Origin of the sequence: Paenibacillus sp. J5C2022 (assembly GCF_025567625.1) — a bacterium.
Lineage (GTDB): Bacteria > Bacillota > Bacilli > Paenibacillales > Paenibacillaceae > Pristimantibacillus.
The window spans coordinates 44,185-59,600 of sequence record NZ_JAOQJC010000048.1 but is presented as its reverse complement, the minus strand read 5'-3'; the positions used below and the strand labels follow the sequence as shown (position 1 = coordinate 59,600).

Sequence of the window (15,416 nt, the reverse complement as noted above, 5' to 3'; positions counted from 1 at the left end):
GATACTTTAATAAAAAGAACCCCTAAATAAAAGATTTGGGGATCCAAACCCTAATATCGTAGGAGCGTTTCGTCATATTAGATCGCGCCTCCTCATCGGCCAGAAAATTGGGAATGGGGAGGCGTCATGGTTAAGTACAAACTACTTATTACCTTTTGCACGGTTATGAGTTTTACATAACATTTGACAGTTTTTATCGCTCGTTGCACCACCCTTACTCCAAGCAGTAACATGGTCAGCATCCATTTCGTTTAACTTCCAAATTTTTGTTTTGTTTGATTCATGTCCTATAGCACATAGCGGACAGTTTGACTCACCCTTTGACACGGCTAAATTAGTTTGCTTTGTGTAAACTGACCTCTTTGTTGCTTCATCATATACTCGAACTTCAAGTAATTTGGTGTCTTGTGAGCCTCCAAGAATATACTCAAAAACACCCTTCCGGTTTTTTATGTATGGATCGCCGTAAAGCTTTTTTAACTGATTAGATACTTCTTTGGGGTTATACGCTTGATTGTGATATGTTTCGTAAAGCCTACCCCACTCAAGTCCACGCATCTCGCTCTCAACATCAGTAAAGACACTGGAAACCCAATCAATCACGCTATTGAAATATTGTTTTAGTTCATTGATATTATTGTGAGTGCGATGAGAGCTCATGTAGTCACTAATATTGCCCTTACTTACCCAATCCAGTGCACATTCTAAATATTCCTGCCGGTTAGCACTACCCGATACATATGCACTCCATTTTTGAATATTGGCATTTTGACTGTTACTGAATTCAGCTTTAGCAAGCGTAACAAACGGGCCAGAATAGACAGCGTTGAGTAGTTCTTGACTATTTAGTGGAACTCCAGCAATATTGATTGTTCTAAACCACTCTTTAATCTCACTTTCGGTACCTTCACACTCGTAAATGAGTAGCTTCGTATCCAGTATCTTATCTTGCTTATCTTTTGCCATTCCACCAAAATAGTGTTCCATGCCATTTTCATCTTTGATGGCAAATTTGTTAGTTACAAATCGTCCGAGACTGGTGATACGCTGCTGACCATCCAAAACTTCAAATTTGTTATCACTCACTTTGTTAAAATAAATCAATCCTATGGGGTACCCTTTTAGGACTGAATCAATAACAAACATTTCCCTTTTGCCCCCATCAGACGCATATATATAGTTGCGCTGATACTCCGGCTGAATAGTGAGCTTGCCGGATAAGCCGAACAAACCCTTACCTTCAAGTTCGTTATAGACAAACCCTTCGCAAATTTCTTTAACGGTAATGTCAATTTTAAGAGTAGTTTTCATTCTAGACCATCCTCTTGTGCTTGATAAAAATTCTTTTATATGCCATTTTCGCTACGCCGTTTGCATAGTAACCGGCTGTTGGATTACCTTCCTTATATGCTCCTGTTCCACCAGCTTTATAATAATCATCAACAAATTCTTGCGTTAAACCTGGTGTTTTCTTTAACTCATCATCAACAAGACCATTATCACTTGTTCCTAAAATTATAAATTGCTCAGGGTTATACTTATCTAGGAAACTAATCGGTACACCCATTGCACCATCATAGTCACTAGGGATAGCGTCGGTAAATGGAACTTCTATAGCATCGTAGTTATCATATTTATTATACTCATCTTTGCCTTTGATTTCTTTGTGTCTGCTAAATTTTAAATTGTCTTCCATTGTCATAAGCGGCAACGGTTGATGACGTCGCCCATGATCGAGATTAGTGAACCAACATGAGTTTCCTAGTCTTGTATAGTCACCCACATATCCAAGCCTAGCTGCTTTTTCTCTATCCTTTTCAGCAACGCTGGCACCTTTTGGAACTCCAAACACCATATCGCTACCATTACCAGTAGCACCTAACCAAACTTTATTTTCTTTAATTAGTGGGAATACTTCTTTATAGGTAATCGCGTTCACGTTACCAATAATTAAAAACTCTTTATCATATCTTACAAGTTGCTTAATATATTCTCGAAAAAGACTGAATGGCGGATTAGTTACCACTATATCGGATTGTTTCAGTAGTTCCACAGATTCATCGCTACGAAAATCGCCGTTGCCTTCTAACGGCGCCCATTCATTATCCTTATTTGCCTTTAGTTGCAATGCAACATCTTTCAGGTTGAATTCACCATCGCCGTCAATATCATGCACTGCGTTGATAATAAATCTGTTCGCAGTTATTTTAGGAAGGTCTTTTGAATGCGTTAGAGTCTCATCATCACTAAATAACTCTATTTGCGTATTGGCAATAGCTGAAGGTTTATAGCTGGTAGTGATTAGCCGCTTCAATCCAATCCTGTTGAAATTTAGTACGAAATAGCGAAAGAAGTTGCTCTCAAAAGGATCGTCGCAGTTGCAATACACTACCTTACCTCGAAATACATCAGGGCTGTACTCTAAATACGATTCAATCTCTTTTTGAATATCGTTGAATTGGGTATAGAACTCGTCGTTCTTTACCCTTTTTGCATTTGTAAGACTTTTGTTTGCCATGCTTTTTCCAACCTACTTTCTTTGCCACCAATTCATTGCGAATTAGTGTTTTCTATATGTATAATAGTATAACTTATACTAGAATAGATTCAATTCAAATATAATAAAAGGACAGTCAAGGCATCTTTACTCGCCCCAATGTCCATTTATTAGTTAAATTAAATTGTTACTGAAAATTGTTATTAGATCGATTGTTTTACCAAGGTGAATTAGTTTTTTGTTTATCCAGTTCTAATCTTTTAGTTTTTTTGATGGCATTTAATTCATCTCTGACCTCAATAAACTTTTTTCGATACGATTTTACAACCTCAATTGTAATTGGCTCTTCCCGCATCGTATCACTACGATTATGCGCATCAATAAATCTAGAGAGTTGACCGTGCATATCTACTATTTTTCCCGCTTTCATATCATCCCATGGCACTTCATTGAGATTACTTACTCGTATATAGTCATCATGTCTTTGGATGGTTTTGTTAAATAAGACTTGCTCTATCAGGGCTTCGCAACCACTCCTAAGCAAACTAAAACTATCAACAAGCCTTTGTTGCTGTTGCTGATGTTGATCATCTAAAAGTCCTGCTTCAACAATCAATCTATCAACCTCTTGAGCTATTACTGCAAGTGTAGCAAGTTTAGGGCTGCTATTTAACGATATCTTCCCTGGGCGATTTCCAAGACGCTGGATCCAATGTGCTTCGTATGGGGTGTCAAGTTCTGAAGAAATATCGGCAAGATAACTTAAAAAGACTTTATCATGCGTTAGGATTATTACTTGACGTCTTGAAGCTTCAATGACTAATCTGTGAGCAATTTGCCTCTTTCTTACATGATCCAAAGATGTCACTGGGTCGTCAAAAATGATTCCACTGTTCCTCTTATCGAGTGAAATCTCCGTCATAAAATCGGCAAGCGCACAAACCCTTTGTTCTCCTTCACTTAATATCTTTCCCATTTTATGATCAGCCGAAATGTTTAACCGCAACTCTTTGACCGTAGAACCACTTGCCCCTCTTGTAGTTACGGATACTCCAAAGTTACAATCCAATGTTTTGCATTCTTCAGCAAATCTGCGCTTATATTCTTCAGTAACAATTTGATCAAATAGTTCTCTTTGTTTCGTTGTTATTTGCCTTCTAGGAAATGTTATTCCTTCACATGACTTAAGCCAAGATTGGTTTTTAACATACGTAATGACTTCTTCTTTTATTTGAGAGTATATTTTACAATGCGTAATTAGATTCAATTCATCTTCTAACTTTTTAATATCTAACTCCGGATTACCTAGTGCATCAATTTGCTTATTAATTTCTGATATCATAGTTTTTAGTTTCTCAATAAATAATGGCGCAATTTTCGGGTAATCACTTACTTCCAGACGCTCTGTTTTCTCCTTTACTTTTTTATTAATTACGAATGAATTCTCAATCTGTTCTTTTAAATGATTGAAATACTCCTCATCCATTTCTCTAACAATTCTTGCTCCTGGAGAATCAACATCGAATTTTGGAAACTCAATTTTTTCGAGTAGCTTTCTATGTTTCTCTAAGTTTTCTTTTGCTATTTTTAACTCATTCAAAGATTTTCCTTCTAAAAAAGACCAATAGCGTTCAAATAGCGATAATTCCTCATTTCTTAGGCCTTGCTTGCATAGAGGACATTTAGTCAAAGCAAATTCTGAATTGAACTTCTTTTCATCGTCGAGTAAAACTTTGGCGGCGCTAATGAGTGATTTCCACTCTTCAGATCCAGTAGTTAAGAACAATTCATCTCTGAACGAACTTTCCCCCATCCTTTTTGAAAGATCCGTCTTTTGATTAATTTCGTTAATATATGATATGGTAGTGGTAATATATTCTAGATTAAATATTGAATTAATTTTCTCTAGTTTTTCAACTAAATCTTCGATTTCCTTAACCTCAAGGGTTAACTGCTTTTTCTTGGATTCAACATCTAGTTTACGGAGTTTTTGTAACTCATCTTGTATAACTGCGGTTCGTTCAGCATCACTTGATGAATAATTCCATTGATTTATTTGTTCTGACGAAACCTTATGATCTAATTCATTACAAAACTTAGAAATTATACTTTCGTTCTCAAAACGGCCGTCTGATGGGTTTTGAGTCCTACGACGTGCTTTTTCGTTATTCAATTTCTTTTCCAAATCATTAAATGCTTCGATTACATACTCAAATACCTTTAATTGAATAGGGGTAATGGTTACATTTGATGTGCCATTAATATGTATTTGAACACTCGATGAATCAAATACCGAAAATTTCTGTAAGATATCGTATTTTTCATCTTCTTTATAATTAATTTTTTTTTGTTCGTCCCCAATAACCACATTAAAATCCGCTGAAGCTCTAGTTGATTTTGAAACCTTTGTTTCCCTAAGGTTTGGAAGTATACTTTTATCTCCTCGCGAGAAACAAGCAGAACTAAGTAATCGTGAATAGCCAGACTTACCAGAACCATTCTCGCCGTATATTAAAGTAAGGTTTTTACCAAATACTAACTTTTGATCTGATTGCAATGCATTGACATGCTTTAGATTATATACATCTTTAAGATAAACCACCTGTTCTTGATCCTCAGAAATATTTGTCTTGGAGATACCAATAAAACTAAGCGGTGTACGCTCATGCTTTTCCCCACTTATGTAGTCTTCCATCAATATAGTATAAATCTCTTCTATTTTCTTATCATCAAGCTTCCCCTCATTATTTGCGAACAACCAAATTTGTTGTTCCCAATAAGGTCGTGAATTAAGCCAATTTCCCATGTTATTAAGATAGATCATCCCAACACCACCAAATAAATTAGTATCTCAACCATTCTACTACATATTCCAACAAATTCCTTCAATAAATAATAAAATAAGAGGACAGCTAAGATTTTTATCTTAAACTGTCCTCTTATTTACTTAATCCAAATTGTTACTGAAAATCCACCATGTAAGTATATTGTGTTCGTTTTTGATAAGGTTGGTGGAGGCGAGGGGATTTGAACCCCTGTCCGAAGATCAGGTCACACAGGCATCTACGGGTTTAGTCACAGTTTTGATGTCACCTAAAAGTCATTGCTAGCAATGACTGGCATCGAAAGCGATACCTCGACGCCCCGTAACCGGCTGCGATCTAGGTCAGCCTGATTGTCTTCTTCAGCACACCCCAGGCGGAGATGTGACAGCGTATCCCACTAGAGTTGGTCCACCACAAATTACTTATTCATTGTTATAGAGTATAAAATATTCATTAATCTCTGATTATTATACGGCGATTCAATCATAGCTCTGAGCATTAAGGCAGGTTCAACTTCTGCAAATTCTATACAAAACCCAGACTCTAAGGCTAGGGAACGTATGAACTCACGTTGAGTACGTCCGTTTCCTTCCCTGAATGGATGAAGAACATTTAGTTCCGTAAAATAATAAGTAATTCGTTCTATAAACCGTTCAAACGGCAGATCTTTTAATAAATTTTCGCTACTGAGTTCACTCAACAATTGATCAGTTTGACTAACTAGAAATCTTACATTAGCGAAACGAAAGTTATCTTTGGCAATATCCTCTTCTCGCAGTTCGCCTGCAAAAGGATAGATATCCTTAAAAATGAATTTATGAATATTACACAAATGCCTTCGGTCATACTTCCCTTTCAGTGACCTCATATTGAGCAATCTCAATCGATCAAGTGTTATCATTCTTTCAAAGGCATCTAATTGCTCTTGCACTGTAAACCCAGGAATATTGACTAATACATCGCTATTAGGATAGCAATACTTTGAATCACTTTCGTTATACACTTTTTGCAATTTCCATAGCTTGAGCAAGAAACTCTGCGTTCTTCATTTTCCCATTAGCTCTTTTTAATACTAGTTCTTCTTCCCGATTCGTAAGATGCATTCCTTCGATCGCAAGAGAAGCTTTGGCATTTAACATTGCATGGAGTTTTTTCTCATGCGTGTATCGTTTCACAAGCAACACCCGTTTCTTGTTTTTGTTTCGATGTGAGATATGTATATTCAATTAGCTTGTCCACCTTTCCTGCGAAGAATACTTCTAATTAATTATAACAAAAAACTTTAAAAACGGGGACTCTGTTGTAAATTGCAGAACCACATCCTCATACGATTTTCAATTCACATGATACATATCCACTCAGAGTACATTCAACACAAAAAAGACACCTAACATGGTGTCTCCTCTGATAGGTTTGGTGGAGGCGAGGGGATTTGAACCCCTGTCCGAAGATCACGTCACACAGGCATCTACGGCCCTCATCCCGACACATGGGCGATGCAGTGCGAGAGCACGCGAGCAGGTTATTAAGCTGCTACAGCGTAAGAAGTTCCAGCATTCTCATCCTACTTGCGGTAACCGCTGATGAACTTGGCAGCATAATTGGCTTTAGCGTTAATAAAGCAGACGATACTCCTTGCCCTCGTTCTAAATAAGTTGAATCTCAATTCTATAATTGTATAATTGTTATTACAGTTGAATATGATGATAAGGAGGAACACTAATGAATAGGATGGTTGAGATGGAGCGAAAAGTGACCAAATTCGGCAACAGTCTGGGTATAACTATGACTGACGCTTTGAGGCAAATTGGATTGGATCAAGGTGATATAGTCAGCATTGATGTTAGTCCCGATACAGGAGAAATCGTCATTAGGAAATCAACAAAAGTTTCATTGCCTGAAGGAATCAGTGCAGATTTTATGGATACTTTGACTGATGTCATTGAGGAATACGATCAAACACTTAGAGGACTTAAAGACAGATGACATCCATTCGCTATTTATCCGTCCAAGAAGTAATAGCTATCAATGTAGCCATGATTCAACGTTACAGTCCAGGTGAACATATAGGAGTTAAAGAACCTGGATTGCTCGAATCAGCCCTCCATCGACCTCAATCTTCTGTCTTTGGTGAAGATGCTTATCCCACTATTTTCGAGAAGGCTGCGGCTTTGTTCGAATCGATTGACCAAAACCATCCTTTCCACAACGCAAATAAACGAACTGCTTTTGCAGCACTGGTTATATTCTTACGTTATAATGGCCTGCACATTAAGATGGATATCAAAAAAGCCGAGGATTTTACGGTGGATATGGTTAATCATGGATTCGATCGTCAACAGGCAGCTGCGATCATTGAAGCTCACTGCATCACGGTTCCGAAATCATAAAATGCACAAACACCATCCTCATGCGGATGGTGTTTGTGTTGGTGGAGGCGAGGGGAGTTGAACCCCTGTCCGAAGATCACGCCACAGGGCTTTCTAGGGGTGTAGTCGCAGTATTGATGTCACCTAAAAGTCATTGCTAGCAATGACTGGCATCGAAAGCGATACCTCGACGCCCCGTAATAATAATTCACTACTTGTTTTAGCCTACACTAGCGGATGCGGCTTCTTCCATTCCTTGCAAGCTTAGTTTCATGCCCATAGCTAGTGCTAACTTAAGAACAGTATCAAGACGAGGAACGGTTCCCGCATTCTCGATGCGAGCAATTGACTCTTGATGAAGGCCCACTTTATCCGCCAGTTCCTTTTGAGTCCATCCCAACTCTACTCTTCTTTGGTGAATGGCATTGACTAATTCCGCAACAGCTTCAAGTTCATTCATACGAATTGGATCTATGGATTTTAATTCTTTCTTCTTTTCGCTCCAACTTTTCATTTATCGTCACTCCCTTTACTTTCTAGACAACCATTTCTCCATTCGTCTTTCGGCAATCGCAATTTCTCTAAGTGGTGTTTCGAAAAATAATATACGATTATTCCCTGGACGCAACTCCCACACATCACCTTTAATGCGTTTCGTGAATTTCTCACCAGCTCGCGTTCCTTTATCCTCTAACCGATTCAAACAATAAATAATCTGCTCTAATTGAACTCGAGCATTCTTATTCTTCGGGGCAGCAGCATCTAGCTCATCAATAAACTTTTCGACTGGCTTATTACCATCCTCATCTTCGTAAAACAATATATTGTACAAAGTTACCTCCGACTCTTTACAAGTATACTCATTACTTGCTCCAATTATAACATATAGATCATATTTACGCATATCCACTTAGAGTACATTCAACACAAAAAAGACACCTGACACGGTGTCTCCTCTGATAGTATTGGTGGAGGCGAGGGGATTTGAACCCCTGTCCGAAGATCACGTCACACAGGCATCTACGGGTGTAGTCACAGTTTTGATGTCACCTAGGCCGACGCCCCGTAACCGGCTGCGATCTAGGTCAGCCTGATTGTCTTCTTCAGCACACCCCAGGCGGAGATGTGACAGCGTATCCCACTAAAGTTGGGCCCTCATCCCGGCACATGGGCGATGCAGAGCGAGAGCACGCGAGCAGGTTATTAAGCTGCTACAGCGTAGTTTGTTTGTTGTTTGCCATTTAATTGGCTTTAGCGTTGATGAAGCAGACGACTCCCTGCTACCCGCAACCCGCGCTCGTCCAACCCCCGTCGAATCCATAAACGCCCCCAAATTTCGCATAAATGAAGCCTCATCCTCCCAGCCGCCATACGACAAGTACAGCACCGGTCAGGACAATCAACATTTAGCATGGAACAAAGGACCTCTGGAATGAGGTGGATACAGCTAACGGATTTATAAAAATCAGCTTGCTTGCCTTACAAACTTAGTATACCACGAGCGCCAATAAAATGCTTCAAGATGTTGCTGGCAAGCTTGCCCCTTCCATCCATGGAAGCGCTGGTGTAACTTGACTTTGACGATGTGATTACCGAGCCACCTTCTGCTTCTCGCGAAGCACACGCTGAATATCGCGCTGAGCATCACGCTTCGCCGCCGATTCGCGCTTATCGTATTTCTTCTTGCCCTTGCCAAGACCGATCAACAGCTTGGCATAGCCATTGCGCACATAAATCTTCAATGGAACGATCGCGTAGCCTTCTTGCTTCGTCTGACCGTACAGCTTATGAATTTGCTCCTTGTGCAGCAGCAGCTTGCGAGCTCTAGTCGGGTCCGAAGGATTATGAATATTGCCCTGCTCGAACGGGCTAATATGCATATTGTTAATGAAGATCTCGCCGTTCCGAATCGTAGCGAATGCATCGTTAATGTTCGCTCTGCCATTGCGCAGCGACTTGATCTCCGTGCCCTTCAGCACCATGCCCGCTTCGAATGTTTCCTCAATGAAATAGTCATGGGAAGCTTTCTTGTTTTGGGCCAATTGCTTGCCGTCATTCTTCTTACTGCCCATGCCGATCACCTCACACTCCGGGCTATATCCGCTCCAGCAATTGGAACGCGGACATTCATTGTATCAATTTTGATTGAAGAAATCAAGAAAGAGCATACACCAAAAACCGCCCCCAGCCTTGCGGTCGAGGGCGGTTTCCGCATGAAGTTGAATGAAGTAGCAGCTATTACAGCTTAACTACGTTCTCAGCTTGTGGTCCGCGGTTGCCTTCCACAACGTTGAATTCAACTTGTTGGCCTTCTTCAAGAGTCTTGAAGCCTTCGCCAACGATTGCGGAGAAATGTACGAATACGTCATTTCCGCCCTCTACTTCGATAAAGCCGTAGCCTTTCTCAGCGTTGAACCATTTAACAGTACCTTGTTGCATGTCTGTGTACCTCCTTGCACAAATATTAATATGCGCCTATTTCTGTTCTTGAAAACAAAAAATTCACACATTGAAAAGGACTTCATGATGCAATGATACCCTTTTCAATATGTGAATGCAGGCTCATCAATCAGATGACTTGAGTTTACTATAGCCTTCGCGAAAAAGCAAGGGATAGAATGTTTATATTTTTTGTAACGATATCCAATCGTTCCACCCTAAGTATGAAGGAGCATCGAACTGCAGCAGTGAACCATGTCAGTCCATACGCTCCTTCATTCCAGCCAGATTTTACGCCGACTTGCAAAGCCTTATTTTTTCTTTTTGCCCGTTTTTGCAGGTGAACTGTTTTTCTTCTTTTTCTTCTTCGCCTTCTTGCCGGCTAACGGCACGACTACCGCATCGTTGCCGCCATCTCCAACGAATACACCGCTTCGCGATGTGTTCTTGCGGCGCTTGCCTGCACTGCCTTCTCTTGCTCCTTCGCCGGAACTGCCGGAGCTGCCGCCGATGGCGGAACCGCTGCCGTCTGCTCGGCCCGGGCGACCGCCGCCACTGCTCTTCCTGCGTCCTTGACGACGGCTCGGCAAGCTGCTGAACCATTCGCCTGAATCATCGCCTCCGCGCTGTCCGTCGTTGCCGGACTCTTCATGGCCAATGACGTCATCGCCTTCACGGCGAGCGCGACCGCGAATCGGCAATCCCCACATATCCTTGCGGGAAACTGCGGGAGTAGCTGTTGTGTCATCGGCCGGCAAGAAGTCGCGTTCGCCTTCAGCCTCCGGACCTCTCAGCCACGGATTGCCGCCTTTGCCATCAGGCCCGTTGTGCACATGACCGCCGTCGCCACGCTTCCGGCGTCGCCCGTCACCGCCGCGGCCGCTGAAGCTTATGCCGTTTCCGGAGCCGCCTTTGCCCTGACGTGCAGCCCCAGCCCCTCCGGTTCCGCCAGCAGCGGAACCGGGACCTCCGCGCTTATTGCCGCCGCCCGGGCCGCCATTGGAGCCTCCACGTTCGCCGCGTCCGCGGCGCCTTCCTTGCTGGCGATCATCGTCGCGGCCATTGCGACCGCGCTTGCGTCCGCCGCCCGCACTATACCCGCCGCCGTCGGACACGCCTCTGAAGTGCTGCCGTGGCTTCATGTCCACCATCTCGAAGTCGATGGTGTATTCCTCCATATCGACACGCGATACGCGCACTTTCACCTCATCGCCGATGCGATACACTTTGGACGTGCGCTCTCCGATTAGCACCATATGCATCTCGTGGAAGTGATAATAATCGTCGTTCAAGTCGCTAAGCCGGATTAATCCCTCTACTGTATTGTCCAACTCGATGAACATGCCGAAGCTCGTTACGCTGCTGACAATCCCGTCGAATTCCTCGCCGACCTTATCCAGCATGAATTCGCATTTCTTCAGCCGCTCTGTATCCCTCTCCGCATCGACCGCCACCCGCTCGCGCTCCGAGGAGTGCTGGGCGACATCCGGCATGCGCGCCGACAGCGCCTCGTTCCGCGCCTCGCTCAGCATGCCGCCGCCCTCGATGACCTCGCGCATAATGCGATGGATGACCAGATCGGGATAACGCCTGATCGGCGATGTGAAGTGAGAATAGAATTCCGCCGCAAGTCCGAAGTGGCCCAGACTTTCCGCATCGTACTTCGCCTGCTTCATTGACCGCAGCATCATCGTAGAGATCACAGTTGCTTCCTTCGTCCCCTGAATCTCTTCCAACAGCGTCTGCAGCGCGCGGGGATGCACGGAGTTGCCCTTGCCCTTCACGACATAGCCGAAGTTGGAGGCGAATCGCAAGAAGGTTAGCAGCTTCTCGCTGTCGGGGTCCTCGTGAATACGGTACAGGAACGGTACTCGCAGCCAATGGAAGTGCTCCGCGACCGTCTCATTGGCCGCCAGCATGAATTCCTCAATAATCTGCTCCGCAACCGAGCGCTCCCGCTTGACGATATCGACAGCCTTGCCTTCTTCGTCCACCAGCACTTTCGACTCCTGGAAGTCGAAGTCGATCGCGCCCCGCTTCATCCGCCTGGAGCGCAGCCGCATTGCCAGATGCTCCATCATACCGAACATGTCCAGCAGCTCGGAATAACGCTCCTTCAGCTCCGTCTCGGGCTCCTCATCCGTAGCGTTCAGAATTCGTCTCACATTCGTGTAAGTCATTCTTTCCTTCGTGCGTATCACACTGGTGAAAATATCGTGCCTGACCCGCTTCATCTTGCTGTCGAACTCCATCTCGCAAGAAAGCGTCAGACGATCGACCTGCGGATTAAGCGAGCAGATGCCGTTCGACAGCCGGTGCGGCAGCATCGGAATAACCCGGTCCACCAGATACACGCTGCACCCCCGCCTGTACGCCTCCTGATCCAGCGCGGACTGCTCCTTCACATAATAGCCGACATCCGCAATGTGTACGCCCAGCACATAGTTGCCGTTCTCCAGCCGCTTCACATGAACGGCATCATCCAGATCCTTGGCATCCTCGCCGTCGATGGTGACAATGACCTCATCCCTCAGATCGCGCCGCCCTTGCTGCCGAATCTCTTCCTCTGTAATCGTATCGGGCGCAGCTTCGGCTTCCTTCATGACTTCCTCCGGGAAGCCCTCCGGCAGCCCATGCTTGCGGATAATGGACAGAATATCGACGCCGGGATCATTTTTGTGCCCCAGTATTTCCATAATTTCGCCTTCGGCGGCTGACCGGCCTTCCGGATACGAGACGATGCGGACCACGACCTTCTGGCCGCTGACCGCTCCCTTGAACCCTTCCTTCGGAATGAAAATATCCCGGTTGATCCGCTTGTCATCCGGAACGACGAAGGCATACGCTTCGTGATGCTCGAATGTTCCCACAACTTGCGTAACCGCCCGCTGCACGATACGGACGACCTCGCCTTCCATGCGGCCTCCGCCCTCGCTCTTGGACGTCACCCGGACAAGCACGATATCGCCGTTCATCGCACTCTTCAGGTCATTGGCATGCAGATATACGTCAGGATGGTCCTTCTCGTCTACAATGAGGAATGCGAATCCCTTCGCATGCGCATGCACCTTGCCCCGCAGCAGATTCATCCGCTCCGGCACGCCGTACCGCTCATTGCGCGTCCGGATAATCTTGCCCTCTTCCTCCAGCGCGTTGAGCAGCTTCAAGAACGCCTTGAACTCCGCGGCATCGGCAATGCCGAAGTGTCCCTCAAGCTCTTGATACGTCATCGGCTTGTAAGCCGTCTCTTTCATAAAATCAAGCAATTCCTGCTCGTTCATCATGAATGCTAGTTCTCCCCATGACCGCTGCCATCAGCGGTTGATAGATGATCATATACCATGTAGTATACACGAAAGCCTTTCCCCGCATCCCTCATGCACAAAAAAAGACGAGGTTCGCCCTCGCCTTCCAACAGCTCATGTATTATTTCTCTACGAAGTAAGACACTACAAGCGCCAGTACAAAAAATCCTACAGCAAACGCAACCGTCAAGCGTTGCAGGAACAAGTCCAGTCCGCGTGCCTTCTGCTTGCCGAACAGATGCTCCGCACCGCCCGTAATCGCTCCGGACAATCCGGCGCTCTTGCCCTTCTGGAGCAAGACGACAGCGATCAGGCCCAAGGAAAAGACGATGAGTACGATCTTCAATGCGATTTCCATTCAATCCACCTCCAGCGTAGCCGTTCCATAGAAACACATAGACTGATTGTACCATAGCCCTCTATAAGATTCAATAGGAGCGATCAAACCTCAACGTATGCATGATCAACCATTTTTTTTAAATAGGCAAAATTCGCTGCTGCACTCTCCAGGGAACCTTCCGCGAACTGTTCTTGCTCCGCATACACGTTGTCAATGCCCGCGGCGCACAGTTCCCCGACAAGCCGGTCGCAATCCAGCTTGCCCTTGCCCAGCTCCACATCTCTCCGGCCGCTCTCGAAGTCCCGCATATGTACGCCGGCAATCCGCTCCTTATACCGGTGCATATACTGACCGGCATCTTGCCCGGCCAATGCTGCCCAGCCGATGTCCAGCTCCAGCCCCAGCAGATCGGCTGGCACCTGCTCAAGCAGTCGGTCCAGCATCGTCGTGCCGTCCACCACCTTGAACTCACTCTCATGATTATGAATCGCATACTTCATGCCTGCCGATCTCACCTGCTCGCCGCAACGGGACAGCACCTCTGTCAAGTAATTCACCTCGTCCATGGACGGCACTTCCGATACCGGAATCCACGGCGAGACAATCCACTTCACGCCCAGCTCATCGGCGTATTCCAAATCCCTGGCCAGGTCGGACGCCATCTTGCTTATCGTATTGAAATTAATCGACACAATCATCGACGGGATGATCAGCCCCAGCGCCTGCACCTCCGAACGAAGCCGCTTCGCAGGCATATTAAAGCAGCCCGCCAGCTCCGCAGCCTCATATCCGATGTCCGTCACCTTCTTGAGCGTTCCCAGGAAGTCCCGCTCCGCTTCATCCCTGAGCGAATACATCTGAATGCCGATCACCGGCTTGCGCATACGAACGTCACCTCTCTTCTGGACTTCCTTTCTTACAATGTGTCCAGAAGCAGGTGCCGGTTATGCGCGTGACGGCCAATTGGAACGAATCCGTTCTACGACGCGGGCATCCACGCCATATTGGAAGCTTCCCTTCACGCGTGCTCCCGAGCCGAAATGTACTTCCGGCACACCCGTCTTCTTCACGAAGTCCGCCGCGTTATCGGCATTCAATCCGTATCCGCCCATAATGCGCGGCCCTCCCAGTTCAGCAGACAGCTCCTGCAGCATACGCAATTGCCCGGCCGATTCCGGCGCGGGACGCAATCCTCCCGCCGTCAGCACTCGGCTGATCGCCTCATATTCCGACAGCACACGAAGCCCCTCGGCTTGATCCTGCAGCTCGTCGAACGCGCGATGGAAGGTCACATCCATGCCGTCGGCAGCTGCCAGCAACAGCTCCAGCCCCGTCCGGTCAATCTCGCCGGCAGCATTCAGCAAGCCGATAACGATTCCGGCCGCTCCCGCGGCGCGGGCCGCTTCAATATCCCGTAGCATGACTCGCTGATCCGTCTCGTTATAGCGGAACGACTGGCTGTGCGGCCGAATCATGACATTGACGGGAATAGCCGCCGCTTGCACAGCGGCTTCCATCAAGCCTGCGCTGGGCGTAAGCCCCCCTTCCGCAATGCCGCTCACCAGCTCAATCCGGTCTGCGCCGGCTGCGGCAGCCACTGCCACATCGTCCGGCGTAATCGCGATAATCTCAACAATCATC

General features: G+C 45.5%; 15 protein-coding genes and 1 other RNA gene. 2 read left to right on the top strand and 14 right to left on the bottom strand.

Annotated features, from left to right (window positions below; all coding sequences use genetic code 11):
• Nucleotides 1–141 precede the first annotated feature (141 nt).
• From M6D81_RS27165 to M6D81_RS27145, 5 genes are all read right to left on the bottom strand, one after another.
• The gene (locus tag M6D81_RS27165; RefSeq protein ID WP_262680321.1) at nucleotides 142–1,311 is read right to left on the bottom strand and encodes an HNH endonuclease family protein; all 1,170 of its coding nucleotides are present in this window, start codon (nucleotides 1,309–1,311) and stop codon (nucleotides 142–144) included.
• Nucleotide 1,312: 1 nt separating this feature from the next.
• Complete coding sequence (locus M6D81_RS27160) at nucleotides 1,313–2,518, bottom strand: adenine-specific methyltransferase EcoRI family protein (protein ID WP_262680320.1); 1,206 nt, start codon at nucleotides 2,516–2,518, stop codon at nucleotides 1,313–1,315.
• A gap of 196 nt (nucleotides 2,519–2,714) precedes the next feature.
• A complete protein-coding gene (locus M6D81_RS27155) occupies nucleotides 2,715–5,321 on the bottom strand; it encodes an AAA family ATPase (RefSeq protein WP_262680319.1) in 2,607 nt (868 codons plus the stop codon).
• A gap of 419 nt (nucleotides 5,322–5,740) precedes the next feature.
• On the bottom strand, nucleotides 5,741–6,325 hold the full coding sequence (locus M6D81_RS27150; protein ID WP_262680318.1) for a Fic/DOC family protein: 585 nt from the start codon (nucleotides 6,323–6,325) through the stop codon (nucleotides 5,741–5,743).
• On the bottom strand, nucleotides 6,318–6,548 hold the full coding sequence (locus tag M6D81_RS27145; RefSeq protein WP_262680317.1) for a hypothetical protein: 231 nt from the start codon (nucleotides 6,546–6,548) through the stop codon (nucleotides 6,318–6,320). The genes M6D81_RS27150 and M6D81_RS27145 overlap by 8 nt, the downstream gene beginning before the upstream one ends.
• A gap of 496 nt (nucleotides 6,549–7,044) precedes the next feature.
• Here M6D81_RS27145 and M6D81_RS27140 point away from each other — a divergent pair, with 496 nt between their 5' ends.
• Together M6D81_RS27140 and M6D81_RS27135 are read left to right on the top strand one after the other, a co-directional pair.
• Nucleotides 7,045–7,308 (top strand): AbrB/MazE/SpoVT family DNA-binding domain-containing protein, encoded by a 264-nt coding sequence (locus M6D81_RS27140; protein ID WP_262680316.1) that lies wholly within the window; start codon nucleotides 7,045–7,047, stop codon nucleotides 7,306–7,308.
• Nucleotides 7,305–7,712, top strand: coding sequence for a type II toxin-antitoxin system death-on-curing family toxin (locus M6D81_RS27135; RefSeq protein ID WP_262680315.1), 408 nt, complete (start codon nucleotides 7,305–7,307; stop codon nucleotides 7,710–7,712). The genes M6D81_RS27140 and M6D81_RS27135 overlap by 4 nt, the downstream gene beginning before the upstream one ends.
• 199 nt (nucleotides 7,713–7,911) lie before the next feature.
• Here M6D81_RS27135 and M6D81_RS27130 read toward each other — a convergent pair whose 3' ends face one another.
• The 9 genes from M6D81_RS27130 to M6D81_RS27090 form a co-directional block, all read right to left on the bottom strand.
• Nucleotides 7,912–8,205, bottom strand: a complete 294-nt coding sequence (locus M6D81_RS27130) for a helix-turn-helix transcriptional regulator (protein WP_262680314.1) — start codon at nucleotides 8,203–8,205, stop codon at nucleotides 7,912–7,914.
• Between the two features lie 15 nt (nucleotides 8,206–8,220).
• The gene (locus tag M6D81_RS27125) at nucleotides 8,221–8,523 is read right to left on the bottom strand and encodes a type II toxin-antitoxin system RelE/ParE family toxin (RefSeq protein ID WP_262680313.1); all 303 of its coding nucleotides are present in this window, start codon (nucleotides 8,521–8,523) and stop codon (nucleotides 8,221–8,223) included.
• A 134-nt stretch (nucleotides 8,524–8,657) separates the two neighbouring features.
• Nucleotides 8,658–9,022: a transfer-messenger RNA gene (ssrA, locus tag M6D81_RS27120) on the bottom strand.
• Between the two features lie 258 nt (nucleotides 9,023–9,280).
• Nucleotides 9,281–9,763 (bottom strand): SsrA-binding protein SmpB, encoded by a 483-nt coding sequence (gene smpB, locus M6D81_RS27115; protein WP_262680312.1) that lies wholly within the window; start codon nucleotides 9,761–9,763, stop codon nucleotides 9,281–9,283.
• A gap of 166 nt (nucleotides 9,764–9,929) precedes the next feature.
• Nucleotides 9,930–10,130, bottom strand: a complete 201-nt coding sequence (locus tag M6D81_RS27110; protein WP_262680311.1) for a cold-shock protein — start codon at nucleotides 10,128–10,130, stop codon at nucleotides 9,930–9,932.
• A 311-nt stretch (nucleotides 10,131–10,441) separates the two neighbouring features.
• Nucleotides 10,442–13,414, bottom strand: a complete 2,973-nt coding sequence (gene rnr / locus M6D81_RS27105) for a ribonuclease R (protein ID WP_262680310.1) — start codon at nucleotides 13,412–13,414, stop codon at nucleotides 10,442–10,444.
• A 142-nt stretch (nucleotides 13,415–13,556) separates the two neighbouring features.
• The gene (gene secG / locus M6D81_RS27100; protein WP_262680309.1) at nucleotides 13,557–13,793 is read right to left on the bottom strand and encodes a preprotein translocase subunit SecG; all 237 of its coding nucleotides are present in this window, start codon (nucleotides 13,791–13,793) and stop codon (nucleotides 13,557–13,559) included.
• A gap of 83 nt (nucleotides 13,794–13,876) precedes the next feature.
• Nucleotides 13,877–14,659, bottom strand: coding sequence for a sugar phosphate isomerase/epimerase family protein (locus tag M6D81_RS27095; RefSeq protein ID WP_262680308.1), 783 nt, complete (start codon nucleotides 14,657–14,659; stop codon nucleotides 13,877–13,879).
• A 60-nt stretch (nucleotides 14,660–14,719) separates the two neighbouring features.
• Nucleotides 14,720–15,415 carry a copper homeostasis protein CutC gene (locus M6D81_RS27090; protein ID WP_262680307.1) on the bottom strand — a complete coding sequence of 232 codons (696 nt, stop codon included), beginning with the start codon at nucleotides 15,413–15,415 and terminating at the stop codon, nucleotides 14,720–14,722.
• Nucleotide 15,416: the final 1 nt, after the last annotated feature.